Origin of the sequence: Neorhizobium sp. S3-V5DH (assembly GCF_004343065.1) — a bacterium.
Lineage (GTDB): Bacteria > Pseudomonadota > Alphaproteobacteria > Rhizobiales > Rhizobiaceae > Neorhizobium > Neorhizobium huautlense.
Map to the genome: position 1 here is coordinate 188,989 of NZ_SMCL01000005.1, position 15,432 is coordinate 204,420.

Annotated in this window: 15 protein-coding genes; 2 read left to right on the top strand and 13 right to left on the bottom strand. The window is 58.8% G+C overall.

Features of this window, described 5'->3' with window-relative positions; genetic code table 11:
- Positions 1-17 precede the first annotated feature (17 nt).
- Positions 18-1,853 carry an ABC transporter ATP-binding protein gene (locus EDE09_RS10740; protein ID WP_132410337.1) on the top strand — a complete coding sequence of 612 codons (1,836 nt, stop codon included), beginning with the start codon at positions 18-20 and terminating at the stop codon, positions 1,851-1,853.
- Positions 1,854-1,927: 74 nt separating this feature from the next.
- Here the strand turns inward: EDE09_RS10740 and EDE09_RS10745 are convergent, their stop codons facing one another.
- The 8 genes from EDE09_RS10745 to EDE09_RS10780 all read right to left on the bottom strand — a co-directional run bounded on the left by EDE09_RS10745 (position 1,928) and on the right by EDE09_RS10780 (position 8,541).
- Positions 1,928-2,689, bottom strand: a complete 762-nt coding sequence (locus EDE09_RS10745) for an amino acid ABC transporter ATP-binding protein (protein ID WP_132410339.1) — start codon at positions 2,687-2,689, stop codon at positions 1,928-1,930.
- On the bottom strand, positions 2,686-3,366 hold the full coding sequence (locus EDE09_RS10750) for an amino acid ABC transporter permease (protein ID WP_132410341.1): 681 nt from the start codon (positions 3,364-3,366) through the stop codon (positions 2,686-2,688). Before EDE09_RS10750 ends, EDE09_RS10745 begins: the two co-directional genes overlap by 4 nt.
- A 75-nt stretch (positions 3,367-3,441) precedes the next feature.
- A complete protein-coding gene (locus EDE09_RS10755; protein WP_132410343.1) occupies positions 3,442-4,215 on the bottom strand; it encodes an amino acid ABC transporter substrate-binding protein in 774 nt (257 codons plus the stop codon).
- A 152-nt stretch (positions 4,216-4,367) separates the two neighbouring features.
- Positions 4,368-4,670 (bottom strand): hypothetical protein, encoded by a 303-nt coding sequence (locus EDE09_RS10760; RefSeq protein ID WP_132410345.1) that lies wholly within the window; start codon positions 4,668-4,670, stop codon positions 4,368-4,370.
- Positions 4,671-4,757: 87 nt separating this feature from the next.
- Positions 4,758-5,273 carry a hypothetical protein gene (locus EDE09_RS10765; RefSeq protein WP_132410347.1) on the bottom strand — a complete coding sequence of 172 codons (516 nt, stop codon included), beginning with the start codon at positions 5,271-5,273 and terminating at the stop codon, positions 4,758-4,760.
- 258 nt (positions 5,274-5,531) lie between these two features.
- The gene (locus tag EDE09_RS10770; RefSeq protein ID WP_105371154.1) at positions 5,532-6,311 is read right to left on the bottom strand and encodes an ATP-binding cassette domain-containing protein; all 780 of its coding nucleotides are present in this window, start codon (positions 6,309-6,311) and stop codon (positions 5,532-5,534) included.
- A gap of 1 nt (position 6,312) precedes the next feature.
- On the bottom strand, positions 6,313-7,377 hold the full coding sequence (locus tag EDE09_RS10775; protein ID WP_112797807.1) for an ABC transporter permease: 1,065 nt from the start codon (positions 7,375-7,377) through the stop codon (positions 6,313-6,315).
- A 138-nt stretch (positions 7,378-7,515) separates the two neighbouring features.
- Positions 7,516-8,541: a sugar ABC transporter substrate-binding protein gene (locus tag EDE09_RS10780; protein WP_105371152.1), complete on the bottom strand. Its 1,026-nt coding sequence runs from the start codon at positions 8,539-8,541 to the stop codon at positions 7,516-7,518.
- 307 nt (positions 8,542-8,848) lie between these two features.
- Between EDE09_RS10780 and EDE09_RS10785 the strand changes: the two genes are divergently transcribed.
- A complete protein-coding gene (locus tag EDE09_RS10785) occupies positions 8,849-10,090 on the top strand; it encodes an ROK family transcriptional regulator (RefSeq protein WP_112797811.1) in 1,242 nt (413 codons plus the stop codon).
- Positions 10,091-10,104: 14 nt separating this feature from the next.
- Here EDE09_RS10785 and uxuA read toward each other — a convergent pair whose 3' ends face one another.
- The 5 genes from uxuA to EDE09_RS10810 form a co-directional block, all read right to left on the bottom strand.
- Positions 10,105-11,301, bottom strand: a complete 1,197-nt coding sequence (gene uxuA / locus EDE09_RS10790) for a mannonate dehydratase (protein WP_132410349.1) — start codon at positions 11,299-11,301, stop codon at positions 10,105-10,107.
- A 23-nt stretch (positions 11,302-11,324) separates the two neighbouring features.
- Positions 11,325-12,368 carry an L-idonate 5-dehydrogenase gene (locus tag EDE09_RS10795; RefSeq protein WP_112797815.1) on the bottom strand — a complete coding sequence of 348 codons (1,044 nt, stop codon included), beginning with the start codon at positions 12,366-12,368 and terminating at the stop codon, positions 11,325-11,327.
- 9 nt (positions 12,369-12,377) lie between these two features.
- Complete coding sequence (locus EDE09_RS10800) at positions 12,378-13,790, bottom strand: TRAP transporter large permease (protein ID WP_132410351.1); 1,413 nt, start codon at positions 13,788-13,790, stop codon at positions 12,378-12,380.
- Between the two features lie 5 nt (positions 13,791-13,795).
- The gene (locus EDE09_RS10805) at positions 13,796-14,368 is read right to left on the bottom strand and encodes a TRAP transporter small permease (protein WP_112797819.1); all 573 of its coding nucleotides are present in this window, start codon (positions 14,366-14,368) and stop codon (positions 13,796-13,798) included.
- 65 nt (positions 14,369-14,433) lie between these two features.
- Positions 14,434-15,408 (bottom strand): sialic acid TRAP transporter substrate-binding protein SiaP, encoded by a 975-nt coding sequence (locus EDE09_RS10810; protein WP_132410353.1) that lies wholly within the window; start codon positions 15,406-15,408, stop codon positions 14,434-14,436.
- Between the last annotated feature and the right edge of the window lie 24 nt (positions 15,409-15,432).

A 15,432-nucleotide genomic window follows, 5' to 3' on the forward strand; every position in this document is an offset into this window, starting at 1 on the left:
GAAAGAGGGAAACGACGATGAACGCTGCGGAAGCAATAATCATGGAAGCCGTCGAACCGGTTCTGTCCGTCGAGAACCTGACCACATCATTTCTGGTCGACGGCGAATGGAACTCGGTCGTACGCGATGTCTCGTTTTCCGTCGCACCTGGTGAAACCGTAGCGATCGTCGGTGAGTCAGGCTCGGGAAAAAGCGTAACGTCGCTTTCGATCATGCGGCTTCTGCAGGCGGACACCAGCCGCATCGATGGCAGGATCATGTTCGGTGGGCGTGACCTCCTTACGCTGCCTGAAAAGGACATGCGCCGGGTCCGCGGCAACGACATTTCGATGATCTTTCAGGAACCGATGACGAGCCTTAATCCGCTTTTTACGGTGGGAGACCAAATTTCCGAGGCGCTATTGTGCCATAAGGCCCTGTCGGCGGGGGAGGCGAAGGCGGAGACAATTCGGCTCCTGGAAAAAGTCCGCATTCCCTCGGCGGCCTCCCGTTTCGACGAATATCCGCACCGGCTTTCCGGAGGCATGCGCCAGCGGGTCATGATCGCTATGGCCTTGGCGTCGAAGCCGAGATTGCTTATCGCCGACGAACCGACCACAGCGCTCGATGTAACGATCCAGGGCCAGATCCTCGACCTCATCAAGATACTTCAGGAAGAGGAGGGCACCTCCGTCCTGTTCATCACGCACGACATGGGCGTGGTGGCAGAGATCGCCGACCGCACCGTCGTCATGTATCGCGGCGAGCAGGTGGAAACGGGCAAGACGACCGATATCTTTCATCGTGGCCGGCACCCTTACACGCGTGCGCTTCTGTCCGCCGTGCCGGTGCTTGGGTCGATGCGGGGCTTCGATCGGCCGCTGCGCTTTCCGGTCGTTAATATGGAAACGGGTGAATCGAATGTTCCGGCCGAGGTGCCCGATACGGTTGCGAAGGATAAGCCGATCCTCCAAGTAAAGAACCTCACCAAGCGCTTCGACATTCATTCCGGCCTGTTTGGCCGCCTGAGCGGTAGAGTCCATGCCGTCGAAAACGTGTCTTTTGATCTTTTTGCAGGGGAGACCTTGTCGCTGGTGGGCGAATCTGGCTGCGGCAAGTCCACCACCGGCCGTGCCATCATGCGGTTGATCGAACCGGATTCGGGCTCGGTGATGGTCGAAGACCGCGATGTGCTCTCGCTCGACAAGCGCCAAATGCGCGAGATGCGCAAGTCCGTGCAGATGATCTTCCAAGACCCTTTCGCTTCCCTCAATCCGCGCATGACCGTCGGCCAGGCGATCGCGGAACCCTATCTCGAACACAAAATGGGCTCGGCACGGGATGCGAAACAGGTCGTCTCCGAGATGCTGCGCAAGGTCGGCCTGACACCCGACATGGCGAGCCGCTATCCCCATGAGTTCTCGGGTGGGCAGCGCCAGCGCATCTGTATCGCGCGGGCTCTGGCGCTGGAACCGAAGGTTATCATCGCCGATGAGAGTGTCTCTGCCCTCGACGTCTCGATCAAGGCGCAGGTCATCAATTTGATGTTGGACCTTCAGGAGAGCCTTAATCTGGCCTTCCTGTTCATCTCCCACGACATGGCCGTGGTGGAGCGTGTCAGTCATCGGGTGGCGGTGATGTATCTCGGAGAAATCGTTGAGATCGGACCGCGCGAAACTGTGTTCGGCAACCCACAGCACGACTATACCAGGAAGCTGATAGCGGCCGTCCCCGTTCCGGACCCGGATCGCCGCAGTGAAAGACGGATGCCGGCGAGCGAGGAGCTGAAAAGCCCGATCAGACCGCCTGACTTTGTCGTTGCGCCGCGCGCCTATCGCGAGGTCTCACCGGGACATTTTGTTGCTGCCGCTTGAGGTGCTCGTTCAAGCTCGCAAGTTCAGGCTGCAGCGGGCAGCGCAGATGCTGCGAAATCGGCGCAAGCCGTTTTCTAGGCGCCCTGTGAATGCGCTGCAGAGATTGTCGACAGGAACTGCCTTGTTCTTTCCCGCTGTGGCGCGTTGAAGAGAGCCTGCGCATTGCCGGCTTCGACAATACGGCCCGCTTCCAGGAAGACGACGTCGCGGGCGATCCTGGAGGCAAGCCGGAGATCATGGGTGGCCATGACCATCGTCGTTCCCTCGCGAGCAAGTTTGGCCAGCACTTCGACGACTTCCGCGGCAAGCTCCGGATCGAGCGCCGACGTCGGTTCGTCGCAGAGCAGGACACGGGGCGAGGGCGCCAGGGCACGTGCGATCGCGACGCGTTGCTGCTGCCCGCCGGAAAGTGTCGCGGGCCAAGCCTCGGCCTTGTGCGCCATTCCCACTTTCTCGAGGAGTTCCATGGCACGCGCCTGCGCCTTCTGGCGGGGCCATCTAAGAACTGTCGTCAATCCCTCCATGACGTTCTCGATCGCGGTGCGGTGCGGAAACAGCTGGAAATTCTGGAAAACCATGCCGGTCTGGCCGCGGATCATCCGGATGTCGTTCCAGCCGATTTTTTTATCCGGTGAAAATGAGAGTTCTGCCTCGCCCAGGCGGATCGTGCCGGCACTCGGGATCTCGAGCAGGTTGATGCAGCGCAAAAGCGTGCTTTTGCCGCCGCCGGATGGCCCCACCAACGCGGTGACGCTGCCTTCGGGAATGTCGATGCTGATATCACTGAGGATAACAGCAGCGCCGAAGCGTTTTTCGAGGTTCGAAAGCTTGATCATGCATTCGCCTCCAACATGCCGCCGTAACGAGCGAAACGCCGCTCGAGCCTTACCTGCAGGGCCGAGAGGAACGAACTCAGTACAAGATAGATCATTGCGGCTTCGATGTAGAGGATGAGGGGTTCATAGGTGGTCGCGACGATCCTTTGTGCCGCCTGAAAGAGTTCCGGAACGGTGATGGCGGCGGCAAGGGACGTGTCTTTCACAAGCGAAATGAAAGTGTTGGATAGGGGCGGGACGGCAACGCGCGCTGCCTGGGGAAGAATGGTGCGGGTCATCGCCTGGCGCCAGCTCATACCGATCGAATAGGCAGCTTCCCATTGACCTTTCGGGACTGAAGAGATCACCGCGCGAATAATCTCGGAACTGTATGCGCCGATATTGAGCGTGAAGCCGATCAAGGCTGCCGGGAAGGCATCGAGCAGAATGCCCATGCTCGGCAATCCATAGAAGATGACGAAGAGCTGCACCAGAAGCGGCGTGCCGCGAATGACCCAGACATAGAAACGCGCGACCATCGCAAGCGGCAGCGGGGCAAACAGGCGTGCGATAGCAGTCATCAATCCGAGGACAAGACCGAAAAGGAAGGATAACAGGGTCAAGGGAATGGTGAATTTGATACCGGCCCAAAGCAGGGTCGGCAGCGAATCTGCCATCAATTGGAGCCAGTGTGGCACGGTGATCCTCGTAAAATGAGACGTCCGGCATTTCGCCGGACGTCGGGTCTTCAGTCCAAATCGGGCTTGAGCGCCTTATTTGGAGACGTCTTGCCCAAAATATTTCTGGGCGATCTTCTCATAGGTCCCATCGGCCTTGATATCCGCGAGAGCCTTGTTGATGGCCTGCAGCAATTCCGGTTCGCCCTTGCGGATGATAATCCCGGAATATTCCGCGTTGTTCTGCTCGGCGGCGATCTTGACGGGCGCATCCGGCTTTTGCTTTTTGAAGTCGAGGAAGGACAGGCTGTCGTTGATCGTCGCATCGGCCCGTCGGGTCAGCACCAGTTGGATAGACTGGTCAAACCCTTCGGTTCCGACAAGTTCGGCGCCGGACTGTTCTGCCAGTTTGCCGAAATTGCTTGTCAGGGACTGGGCGGCTTTTTTGCCCTTGAGATCGGCAAAGCCTTTGATCTCGTCATTGTCCTGGCGAACGATCAGAACGGCTTTCGACGCGATGTAAGGATCGGAAAAGTCGTATTTCTGCTTCCGCGCCTCAGTAATTCCGACCTGATTGATCACGGTATCGTACCGCTTGGCGTCGAGGCCGGCGATCAGGCCATCCCATTTGCCTTCGATGAATTCGGCTTTGACGCCAAGCTTGGCCGCGATTGCTTCGCCGATCTCGACGTCGAAGCCGACGAGCTTGCCGGAAGCATCGTGAAAGGTGAAAGGCGCATAAGTGCCTTCGGTGCCGATCTTCAAGGTGCCGGCCGATTTGACCGCGGCCAGATTTTCGCCAGCACTTGCGGGGGCGAGCGCAGTTACCTGAAGAAACATTGCGGCTGCTATAGCTTTCAACCAATTCATCTCGTCATCCTTTCGAGCGGGGCACTGGCGCATCAATTACAGAAAACGTCCGCGTTTGAGGCCGAACAAAACTGCAAAGAAATCGAGCAAATGCGAATATTTTTCTCATTCGCTGGCGGTACCCGTCGGCCGACGCGCCGCCCTGACGGTTGTCAAAGCCGCTCGATTTTAAACGCCCGCACGACGATTTCCTTCTGGGCGAAGTCCTTCTCAAGCCGCTTGCGATATTGAGCCCACCAGTCCTGCTCAAGTTCGGCAGCCATGATTTCCGCCGTCACGATCAGGTCTTTTTCGACGTCACCGGATTCCTGCCAGAGACCTTCGGCCGGAGCGCTTCGGTAAAATGTCATTCCCCCAAACTTGGCAGTCAACTGCTGTTTGACCGTGTCGAACTGGTGCAGCCTCATGCGATCGGCCGGAGCGGTCAGCGGCAGGAGGATCTGAACGAGGTACATTTCAGGCTCTGGCCGCCGCCACAGGTTTGGAAATCAGCCCGCACCTTGTCGCCTGCTCGACCTCACGAGATTTGAAGCTTCGCGCCGTCATCTCGTGAGGCCCCAGAAATAGCCAAGCAGCGCCGCAATGCCCACCGAGGCAAAGGGACGCTCGCGGATCCGTCTTTCCGCATCTTCTTTGAGAGATGACACACCCGCTTTTGCGAGACGTCCCGATGCGCTGCCGACCTCAAGAAGCGATTCCCGCATCCGGGATATCTCGGAGCGCATCGCGTGAAGCTCTTCCAGCGTCCAGGTATCCGGATTGTTGCCGTCGCGTCTATCGATGGCGTCGAGCGCCTCGTCGACCCGTGGAGCCTCCGTCAGCAACAAATCATTTCTGCGTACGACCGAAGCCTTGCTGCTTTGCCTTATGTCCTCTGCCGAAGAAGTCGAGGGGCCTCCTGTGGCGGCAGTACTGGTGACTGTCGACATGGGGTCGGAACCCGGAAAGGTATCCTCAAGCGCCTTGTCCAGTTCACCCTTGCTCTCGTTTGAGAGTTGCCGAGCTTGTTCCTTCTTCATAGATTCAACGGCTGGCGAAATTTTCGAATTATCTGGCATGGTGCGCTCCTTGGTTGCCAGATAAATTCGCCTCGTCGTCCCTTGTTCCGCCTTTCATTGCCGAGGATCGGAAATCTTTCCTCCCGCCTGCTTCAGGCCGCAAAGCGAAAGCAGGGGCGAATAACGGTGACAAGGGTAAAGGGCGGACCGCTACGCGTTTCCAGAGCGGACGCTGAATATCGTTGGCCGAACGCCGCATCTAGAGCCGAGTGATATGCGAGGGAGACCTGGCTTGTTTGCCGGGGCTCCCCTTGTCGATCAGGCTGCGACGGGTTCTGCCGGTGCCTTTGCACCTGTCATGAAAGCGACCGCATCCGACATTGTGTATTCCTTCGGATTGATGACGGTCAGCCGTTTGCCGAGGCGATGGATGTGGATGCGGTCGGCAACTTCGAAGACATGCGGCATATTGTGGGAAATCAGCACGATCGGCAGACCGCGCGACCGGACGTCGAGGATAAGTTCGAGGACCTTGCGGCTTTCCTTTACCCCAAGTGCAGCGGTTGGCTCATCCATGATGACAACCTTGGAGCCAAAGGCCGCGGCCCGCGCGACGGCGACACCTTGCCGTTGACCGCCCGACAGCGTTTCGACCGCCTGGTTGATGTTCTGGATCGTCATCAACCCCAACTCGGAAAGTTTGTCGCGCGCCCGCTTTTCCATCGCCGGACGATCGAGCATGCGAAACCAGCTGCCGAGAACGCCGGGTTTGCGGATTTCGCGGCCGAGGAACATGTTGTCGGCGATTGAAAGGGCCGGAGAGAGCGCGAGGTTCTGGTAGACCGTTTCGATGCCGGCTTCACGCGCTTCCATCGGCGACTTGAACTGGACCTGCTGGCCCTCAAGCCTGATTTCCCCTTCGTCCGGCGTGACCGCGCCGGATATGGCCTTGATCAACGATGACTTTCCGGCGCCGTTGTCGCCGATTACGGCAAGAATTTCGCCCGGGTAGAGATCGAAATCAGCATAGTCGAGTGCGGTGACCCGTCCGTAACGCTTGACGAGGCCGCGAGCCGAAAGAATGGGTTCGATTGCCATGTTACACCGACACCTTTCTGATCCACTGGTCGACCGCAACGGCGGCGATGATGAGAACACCGGTCAAAAGAACCTTCCACTGCGGATCGGCTCCGAGCATATTCAATCCCATCGAGACCACGCCGACGATCATTGCGCCAAACAAGGTGCCCAGGATGGAGCCACGCCCGCCGAAGAGGGAGATACCGCCGATCACAGTCGCGGTGATCGCCTGAAGGTTATAGTCGGTGACCGCAGCCGACGGCGAGATGGATCCATTGCGGCCGATAGATACCCAGGCCGCGAAGGCCGCGATCACGCCGGAGATCGTATAGACCGCGAGAAGGACACGTTTGGTCTGGATACCGGAAAGCTTTGCCGCTTCGGGGTCATCGCCAACGGCATAGACATGCCTGCCCCAGGCCGTGTGATTGAGAATATACCAGAGCGCCAGAACAAGCAGGACCATGGCAATGACGCCCAGCGTCAGTACGGCGGTACCAAGTCTGAAACTGACAGCGAATAGATGCAGCAGAGGAGCCTGGGCGTCGACATCGGCATCGCGAATGGTTTCATTTGCCGAATAGATGAAGTTCGTCGCCATGACGATACTCCAGGTGCCGAGCGTCACGATAAACGGCGGCAGCTTCATAAAGGCGACGAGGAAGCCGTTCAGCAGGCCGCAAAGCCCTCCGGTCCCCATGCCGATCGCAATCGCGATGGGAGTGGGAATTCCGTAGGTGATTGCGCAATTGCCCATGATAACGGCGGAAAAAACCATGATGACGCCGATCGAGAGATCGATGCCGGCCGTCAGAATGACGAGCGTCTGCGCAGCCCCGAGAATGCCGACGATGGCAATCTGCTGGAGAATGAGCGTCAGCGTATAGGACGAGAAGAACCGCCCGCCGATCGTCAAGCCGAAGATGATGATTGCCAGCACCAGGACGATCAGCGGCACTGCCGCAGGCGTCGAATGCAGAAAGTGCTGTGCTCGTTTGAGAAACGAAATGTCGCTGTGCTCGAAAGAGGCGACGTTCTTGTCGCTCTCGTCAAGAACTCGTTCGAATTCCTGTGCTTCAGTCATGTTTCCTCCTCGGCCTACGCGCCGGGCGCGCAGAAGCTCTACCCTTCACCCCGCTCTTCCGTCGGTCGGATAACGGCCATCGTCGGTTCAAAGCGGCCGGGGATCAAGTCCCCGGCCGGGTTGCCTATAGTATGCGGGTTAGCCCCAGCACTTGGCCGTGCCTTCCTTGGTGTCGATCGACTTGACACCGGACACAGGCTTGTCGGTCACCAGCGAGACGCCGGTATCGAAGAAGGACTTGCCTTCAGTCGGCTTCGGCTTTTCCTTGGTGTCGGCGAACTTCTTGATCGCTTCGATGCCGAGGGAGGCCATCAGCAGCGGATACTGCTGCGAGGTGGCGCCGATAACGCCTTCCTTGACCGACTTGACGCCGGGGCAACCGCCGTCGACCGAGACGATCAGGACGTTCTTTTCCATGCCGACCGCCTTGAGAGCCTGGTAGGCACCCACGGCTGCCGGTTCATTGATCGTGTGAATGACGTTGATGCTCGGATCCTTCTGGAGAAGGTTTTCCATCGCCTTGCGGCCGCCTTCTTCGTTGCCGTTGGTCACGTCATGACCGACGATCCGCGGATCGTTTTCGTCGCCGATCTTGTTCGGGTCCTTGGGATCGATACCGAAGCCCATCATGAAGCCCTGGTCGCGCAAAACGTCGACGGTCGGCTGCGACGGCGTCAGGTCGAGAAAGCCCACCTTGGCCTCCTTGGCCTTGTCGCCGAGCGTTTCCTTGGCCCACTGGCCAATGAGCTTGCCGGCGAGCAGATTGTCGGTTGCGAAGGTTGCGTCTGCGGCATCAGCTGGATCGAGCGGGGTGTCGAGCGCGATCACGAGGAGGCCTGCGTCACGCGCTTTCTTCACCGAGGAGACGATACCCTTGGTATCGGAAGCGGTGATCAGGATGCCCTTGGCGCCATCGGCGATGCAGCTTTCGATAGCGGCCACCTGGCTTTCGCTGTCGCCATCGATCTTGCCTGCATAGGATTTCAGGGTAACGCCGAGTTCCTTGGCCTTAGCGGTGGCGCCTTCCTTCATCTTGACGAAGAAGGGATTGGTGTCGGTCTTGGTGATCAGGCAGGCGGAAACATCAGCCGCATGAGCAGGTGCAGAAAAGGCTACGCCGAGGGCAAGTGCGCCGAATGCGGCGGAAAGTACGGATTTCTTCATGGTCTCCTCCCAGAGTTAACGCTGTCCGTCACGCGGACCGATGAGCGGCGCAGGCGCCAAGTTTGACAGGGTGTCTCCTCCAGCCCGTCCTGCACTCTTACATCGACAATTAAGAACAAATAAAAAGGACCTGTCAATAATTAATTCCGATTGAATTATTTATCCACCGTGCGATAGTCCGCAGCGGAGGAGATTCACGGCCCGGGAATTCCGGGGGTGCGACAACCAGAAATTTTGATCAATGTCCGCGCGGATATTTCGAAATCTGAGGTAATTCGCGGTGGCCGATGATCTGGGAGGAAAGCCGATGACGGTTTCAGATGGCGCGGGTCAGGTCCAAGCGCTGCCGGGCAACCTTACCGGCGGCGCCAACCAGGTGCGTGTCAGAGCCTATAATGAAAGGCTGGTTCTTTCATTGGTGCGTCTGAACGGCTCGATGTCCAAGGCCGACATCACCAGGCGGAGCGGGTTGTCGGCGCAGACCGTTTCCGTGATCATGCGGTCTTTGGAAAAGGACGGGCTGCTTTTGCGCGGAGAGCCGGTACGCGGTCGGGTAGGCCAGCCCTCGGTGCCGATGCGGCTCAACCCTGATGCCGTCTATTCCTTCGGAGTGAAGATCGGCCGCCGCAGCGCCGACCTGGTGCTCATGGACTTCATGGGCAAAATAAGACGGCAGTATCATGAGACCTATGCCTATCCGCAGCCGGCGAAAATCCTGGACATCATCATTTCGGGTATCGAGCGTATCGAATCGCAGATGGACGAGGCAGAGCGTGGCCGCATCGCCGGAATCGGCGTCGCCGCGCCATTCGAGCTATGGAACTGGGCAGACGAGGTAGGCGCTCCGGAGGGGGCGATGGACGTCTGGCGCAGCTTCGATCTGCAGGGCGAAATTGCCAGCCGTGTACGGCACGCCGTTTACCTGCAAAACGACGCGACAAGCGCTTGTGGTGCAGAACTCGTCTTCGGCGTCGGCCCGGCCTATCCGGATTTCGTGTACTTTTTTATCGGGTCGTTTATCGGCGGCGGTATCGTTCTCAATTCTGCGATTTTTTCCGGCCGTACCGGAACGGCGGGTGCGGTCGGGCCCTTGCCCGTTCGCGGCAAGGCGGGCGAAACGCGCCAGCTGCTTGATATCGCCTCTATTTTCGTACTGGAAAACCTCTTGCATGAACGAGGCATCGATCCGCAGCCGCTCTGGTATTCTGCGGACGGCTGGGTCGATTTTGGAGAACCTCTGGATCTTTGGATTCAGCAGACGGCGGACGCGCTGGCGCAGGCGATCATAGCGGCAGCCTCGATCATCGATTTTGGCGCAGCGGTAATCGATGGCGGTTTCCCCGGCTGGGTCCGCAAACGGATTGTCAGCGCCACTATAGATGCGGTTGGCAGACTGGACCTACAGGGCGTGATCATTCCGGATATCGTCGAAGGCAAAGTCGGCTCGCAGGCAAGGGCGATCGGCGGAGCCAGCCTGCCGATCTTTGCCAAATATCTCACCGACCAGAGCGTTTTGTTCAAGGAAGTGAGCGGCGCGCCGTCACTGTAAATCCGCTTGCGAGATCACGGAAGCCCATATGTTCTGTGGGATAGCGCGCGTTCGATACCGCGCAGTTCGGCAAGCCCTTTCAGCCGGCCGATGGCAGGATAGCCCGGCTGGGCGCCGCGCTTGAGGTCATCGAGAATTTCCTGTCCGTGGTCCGGGCGCATCGGTATCTGGTGATCGGAGCGGCCTTGCGCCTTGCGGCGCTTCTCTTCGGCGAGCAGTTCGGCGATGACCGCGACCATGTCCGTATCACCCTCAAGATGTTCGTCTTCGAAAAACGAGCAGCGGGTGCCTTCCTCTTCGCGATGAACGTTGCGCAGGTGGACGAAGTGAATGCGCGGCGCGAGACGCCTCACCATCGCGGGTAAGTCATTGGAGGCTCGCGCGCCAAGCGAACCCGTGCAGAAAGTCACCCCATTTGCCGGGCTATCGACAGCCGCCAGCATATGAAGGTAGTCCTCTTCACTGGAGAGAATGCGTGGCAAGCCGAGCAATGCCCACGGTGGGTCGTCCGGATGCGCACAGATATTGATACCGACACGCTCGGCCACCGGCGTGACTTCCGACAGGAAGTCGACGAGATGTTGCTGCAGTTTTTCGCGTGTGATGCCGGAATAGGTCTGCAAAAGCTCGAGCAGTTGCGGCAGCGTATAGCCGTCTGCCGAGCCAGGAAGCCCTGCGCCGATGTTCTTCGAGAGTGCCGTGCGCCGCTCGTCGGGCATTTGCGCAAATCGGACTGCTGCCTTTTCCCGAATGGCCTCCTCGTAGTCTTCGGCAGCGCCGGGGCGCTTCAGGAGATGAAGGTCGAAGGCGACAAAATCGATGAGGTCGAAGCGCATGGCCTTGGCGCCGTGGCGTGCCGTCCAGCGCAAATCCGTGCGGGTCCAGTCGAGCACCGGCATGAAGTTATAGCACACAGTGCGGATGCCCGAGGCCGACAGACGCCTGAGCGTCTCCTGCCAGTTTGCGATATGACTGCGCCAGTCGCCGGTCTGGGTCTTGATGCTTTCGGAGATAGGGACGCTCTCGACCACATCCCAGACCAGGCCTCCGGCTCTGATTTCATCATGACGCTTGCCAATCTCCTCCATCGGCCAGACTTCGCCGGTCGGAATGTGATGAAGTGCACTGACAATCCCCTGTGCCCCGGCCTGGGCGGCGTCCTCTACGCCTACCTTGTCGATCGGACCGAACCACCGCCATGTATGTCTCATCGGAATGTCCTCGGAGGGCCTTTTCAGGCCAGAAATGTAAGTTGCACCTTGCAGGCGGTGGAACGGTCCCCGGCCTGTTCGAAGGCGGCGAGCGCTTGGGTAATCGGGAAAGTGTGGGAGATGATCGGCCGCACGTCGATCCTGCGGCTGGAAATGAGATCGACGGCAGTCGAAAATTCCCTATCGAACCGTTGAGAGCCGATCCAACGCAATTCCTTGCCGACAAGCGCATTGAGAGGAACAACTGTATCACCGGTAACGCCCACCTGAACGATCAAGCCACGAGGCTTGACCGTGGCGATTGCACTCCGAATCGCCGGCGCCGCAGCCGAGCATTCGAAGGCTATGTCGAACTGTCCCTTGTCCTTTTCGTAGACGGTCAGTTCCGCTAGGTTTTTCATGACATTGATGGTGCTGCTGGCGCCCATGGCAGACGCGCGCTCCAGGGCCGCATCCAGGAGATCGGTCACGACGATCTCTGTAGCGCCGGCCTGACGCGCCGCCGCTACGACCAGTGCTCCGATTGGCCCGGCGCCAGTCACGAGCACTCTCTTCCCGGATAAGTCTCCCGCCTGCGTGACCGCGTGGAGGCAGACCGCAAGGGGTTCGGCGCAGGCAGCCTCGCCAGCGCTCACGATCTTGCCCGCGGGATGGCATTGGAGAGCCGGCACGACCAGATAGTCGCGGAACATGCCCTGCGCATGGGGAAGACGCATGGCGCTCCCCATGAACTGCATCTCGAGGCAGTGGATCGGCAGCCCCTCTTTGCAGAAGCGACAATGCCCGCAGGGTCGACTTGGATTGACCGATACCAGGGCGCCGACTTCAACGCCGGAAACACCCGGCCCCAGGGTCTCCACATATCCCGCCGCCTCGTGCCCGGGGATGATCGGTTCTCGCACCCGGACAGGGCCGAAGCCGCCATCCTGGTAATAGTGGAGATCGGAGCCGCAGATGCCGCCTGCCGCCATCCTCAACAAGACTTCGCCTTCGCGAGGAGCCGGAAACGGCCCCTCTTCGATGCGTAGATCGCGTTCGCCATACAGCCGTGCGAAACGTGTCCGCATGTCAGTTCCTCAATTGCCGCGGATAAGGCCGAATTCCGTCGGCAGCCAGAGCGTGATCGCCGGAACGAAGGTGATCAGGATGAGTGCGATGAACAACGGCACGAGCCAAGGCAGGATCGCCATCGTCGTACGCTCCACCGACAGTTTGGCAACGCGCGACAACACGAAAAGCACCATGCCAAGCGGTGGGTGCAGGAGCCCGATCATCAGGTTGAGCGTCATGATCAGACCGAAATGCACCGGATCTATGTCGAACTGGAGTACCAGAGGAAGCAGGATCGGCACCAGAATGGTGATTGCAGCGATCGTGTCGAGGAAACAGCCCACGAAAAGCATCAGGAGGTTGACGAGGATCAGGAAAACCCACTTGTTGTCGGTGATTGTCAGGATCGCGCCGGAGAGCATTTGAGCCGCTTGGCTGACCGTCAGGAGCCAGGCGAAAATTGACGCGGCCGTGACGATGAACAAAACCGAGGCGGTCGTCTCGATGGTATCAAATGTGGCGCGAGCCAAAGTGGACAGCGTCATGGTTCGATAACGCACGAGGCCGAGGAACAGTGACCACAGAACCGCTGCAACCGCCGCTTCCGTTGGCGTAAACCAGCCCATGGTCATGCCGCCGATCAGGATAACCGGCGTCATCAGCGCCAGAACGGCCGAAAAGTCGAAATACCAGTCAAGGGCAAGCAGAACGACCAGCGCGATGCCGACCGCCAGATTCATCGAGAGGCCTGCAGACATCAGCAGGTAGATCAGCAGTGGGACAGCGAAGACAATTACGACTTCCAGGGATGCCGATCCGAGCTGGCGAAGATTGAAAGGCGTGTCGGAACCCCAGCTTTTGATATAAGCGAAGATGGCGACTGTGATCATCATCAGCAGTGTCATGACGACGCCCGGCACGATGCCTGCCATGAACAAGGCGCCGATCGAGACATTCGCCATCATTCCATAGATGACGAAGGGCAGCGACGGCGGGAAGATCGGTCCGAGCGTTGCCGAAGCGGCTGTTACGCCGACCGCCGCCTCCACCGGATAGCCGTGATCCTTCATCGCCTTGATTTCGATGGTGCCGATGCCGGCCGCATCGGCGAGTGCCGTGCCGGACATGCCGGAGAAGATGACCGAACCGATGATATTCACCTGCGCCAGGCCGCCTCTCATCCAGCCGACGAGAGCAACGGCAAAGGAGTAGATGCGTCCGGTGACGCCGGCGGAATTCATCAGGTTCCCGGCGAGGATGAAAAAGGGAACGGCGAGCAGGGGGAAACTTTCCACGCCGGCAATCATTCGCTGCGCAGCGATGATGTCGGGGGCAACGCCGTGGAGAACAAGGTAGAGGACCGAGGCTACCGCCATGGAGATGGCGACGGGCACGCCTACGAGCATCAAAACGAGGAAGGAACCAACGAGCAGCAACATGGCGATCAGTCCTCGAGCTTCTGGAACATTTCAGGCCGTTCGAGAACGGAATAGCCGCGGCGCAGATTGCCGACGAAAACCTGGATGGAGCGGATGAGCATAAGAGCGAAGCCTGCCAGGACGCTGTAAAAGACGATGTTCCGGGGCAGGTCGATCGTCACCATGCGCTCATGGGCGACAATCTCCACATAGCGCCACATCAGCCAGCAGGCATAGGCGAAGAAGGCGATACGAACGAGATCGACAAAGATCGATAAAACCCGCGCAAATGCTGCGGGAAGATAATGATAGAGCACGTCCACCTGAATATGGCGCGAGACGCGCACGCACATCGCCGATCCGAGGAAGACAACGCCGATCAGGCAGTTGATCGCGATCTCTTCGGTCCAGGCATAGGAATCGTTGAGGACATAGCGAGTGAAGAACTGCAGGAATACGCAGCCCGTCATCAGCCAGAAGACGATGAGCGTCAGCCAATCTTCAAAGCCATAGTCGGCGGCATGCGCCGTTGGTGCGGTATCTTCGAAAGTGTGGGCGATCTCTTCTGCAGTAATCGGGCTATGGATTTCTTTTGACATTGTGGAATCCGGCAATGGCGGGAAAAGGCCGGCCCTACGATCCGCAAGGCCGGCGGCATCACTTGTTATTTGATGGCGCGGATGGCTTCCCAGTCTTCTTTTTTGTAACCGAAGTCTTCCATCTTGGCCTTTTCCATTACGGTCTTTTCGAAGTCCGCCTTGTCGACTTCGGTAACCGCAATGCCCATGCCCTTGAACTTGGCGACCAGTGCCTTTTCGCGTTCGTCGATGATCTTGGTGCCGCGTTCAGCGGCCTCCGCCATGACTTCGGAAAAGATCTTCTTGTCTTCGTCGGACAGGCTCGCCCACCGGCTCTTGGACACGACCGTATTGAGGTGGTCGACGATGTGGCCTGTCAGAACGATGTTCTTCTGCACCTCATAGAACTTCTTGGCCTCGATGGTCGTCAGCGGATTTTCCTGAGCTTCCACCGTACCGTTCTGCAGCGCGAGATAGACTTCCGCAAAGGCGATCGGCGTTGTGTTAGCGCCACAGGCGCGCGGCATGGCGAGATAGGCCGGAACATCCGGAACGCGGATCTTCAGCCCCTTCATGTCGGCGCATTTGGCAATCGGCTTGTTAGACGTGGTGTGGCGCGTCCCATAGTAGGTGACCGCGGTGATATGGTTGCCGGACGCCTTTTCGTATCCCTCGGCAAGGCGCTTGAAGACGTCGCTCTTCGTATAGGTGATCAGATGGGCGGGATCGCGGAAGATATAGGGGAAATAGGTGACGCCGATCGGCGGATATTCACGGGCTGCAAAGCTCGAGCCGGAGATGATCATGTCGACCGTCCCGAGCTTGAGGCCCTGGTTGATATCGGCTTCCTTGCCCAGCTGCGAGGCCGGGAAGACGTCGATCTTGTAGCGGCCATTGGTTCGCTTGTTGATCTCTGCCGCCGCCCAGACGGATTCCGTATGGAAAGGCTCCGAGGTTTCGTAGACATGTGCCCATTTCAGCACCGTCTGCGCCTGTGCGGTCAAGGCCGACGCCAGAATGGCGGCGGTGGCACCTAAGATTGCGGTTAGTTTGAACTTCATTTCTTATCCTCCCAGTTGAAGTCA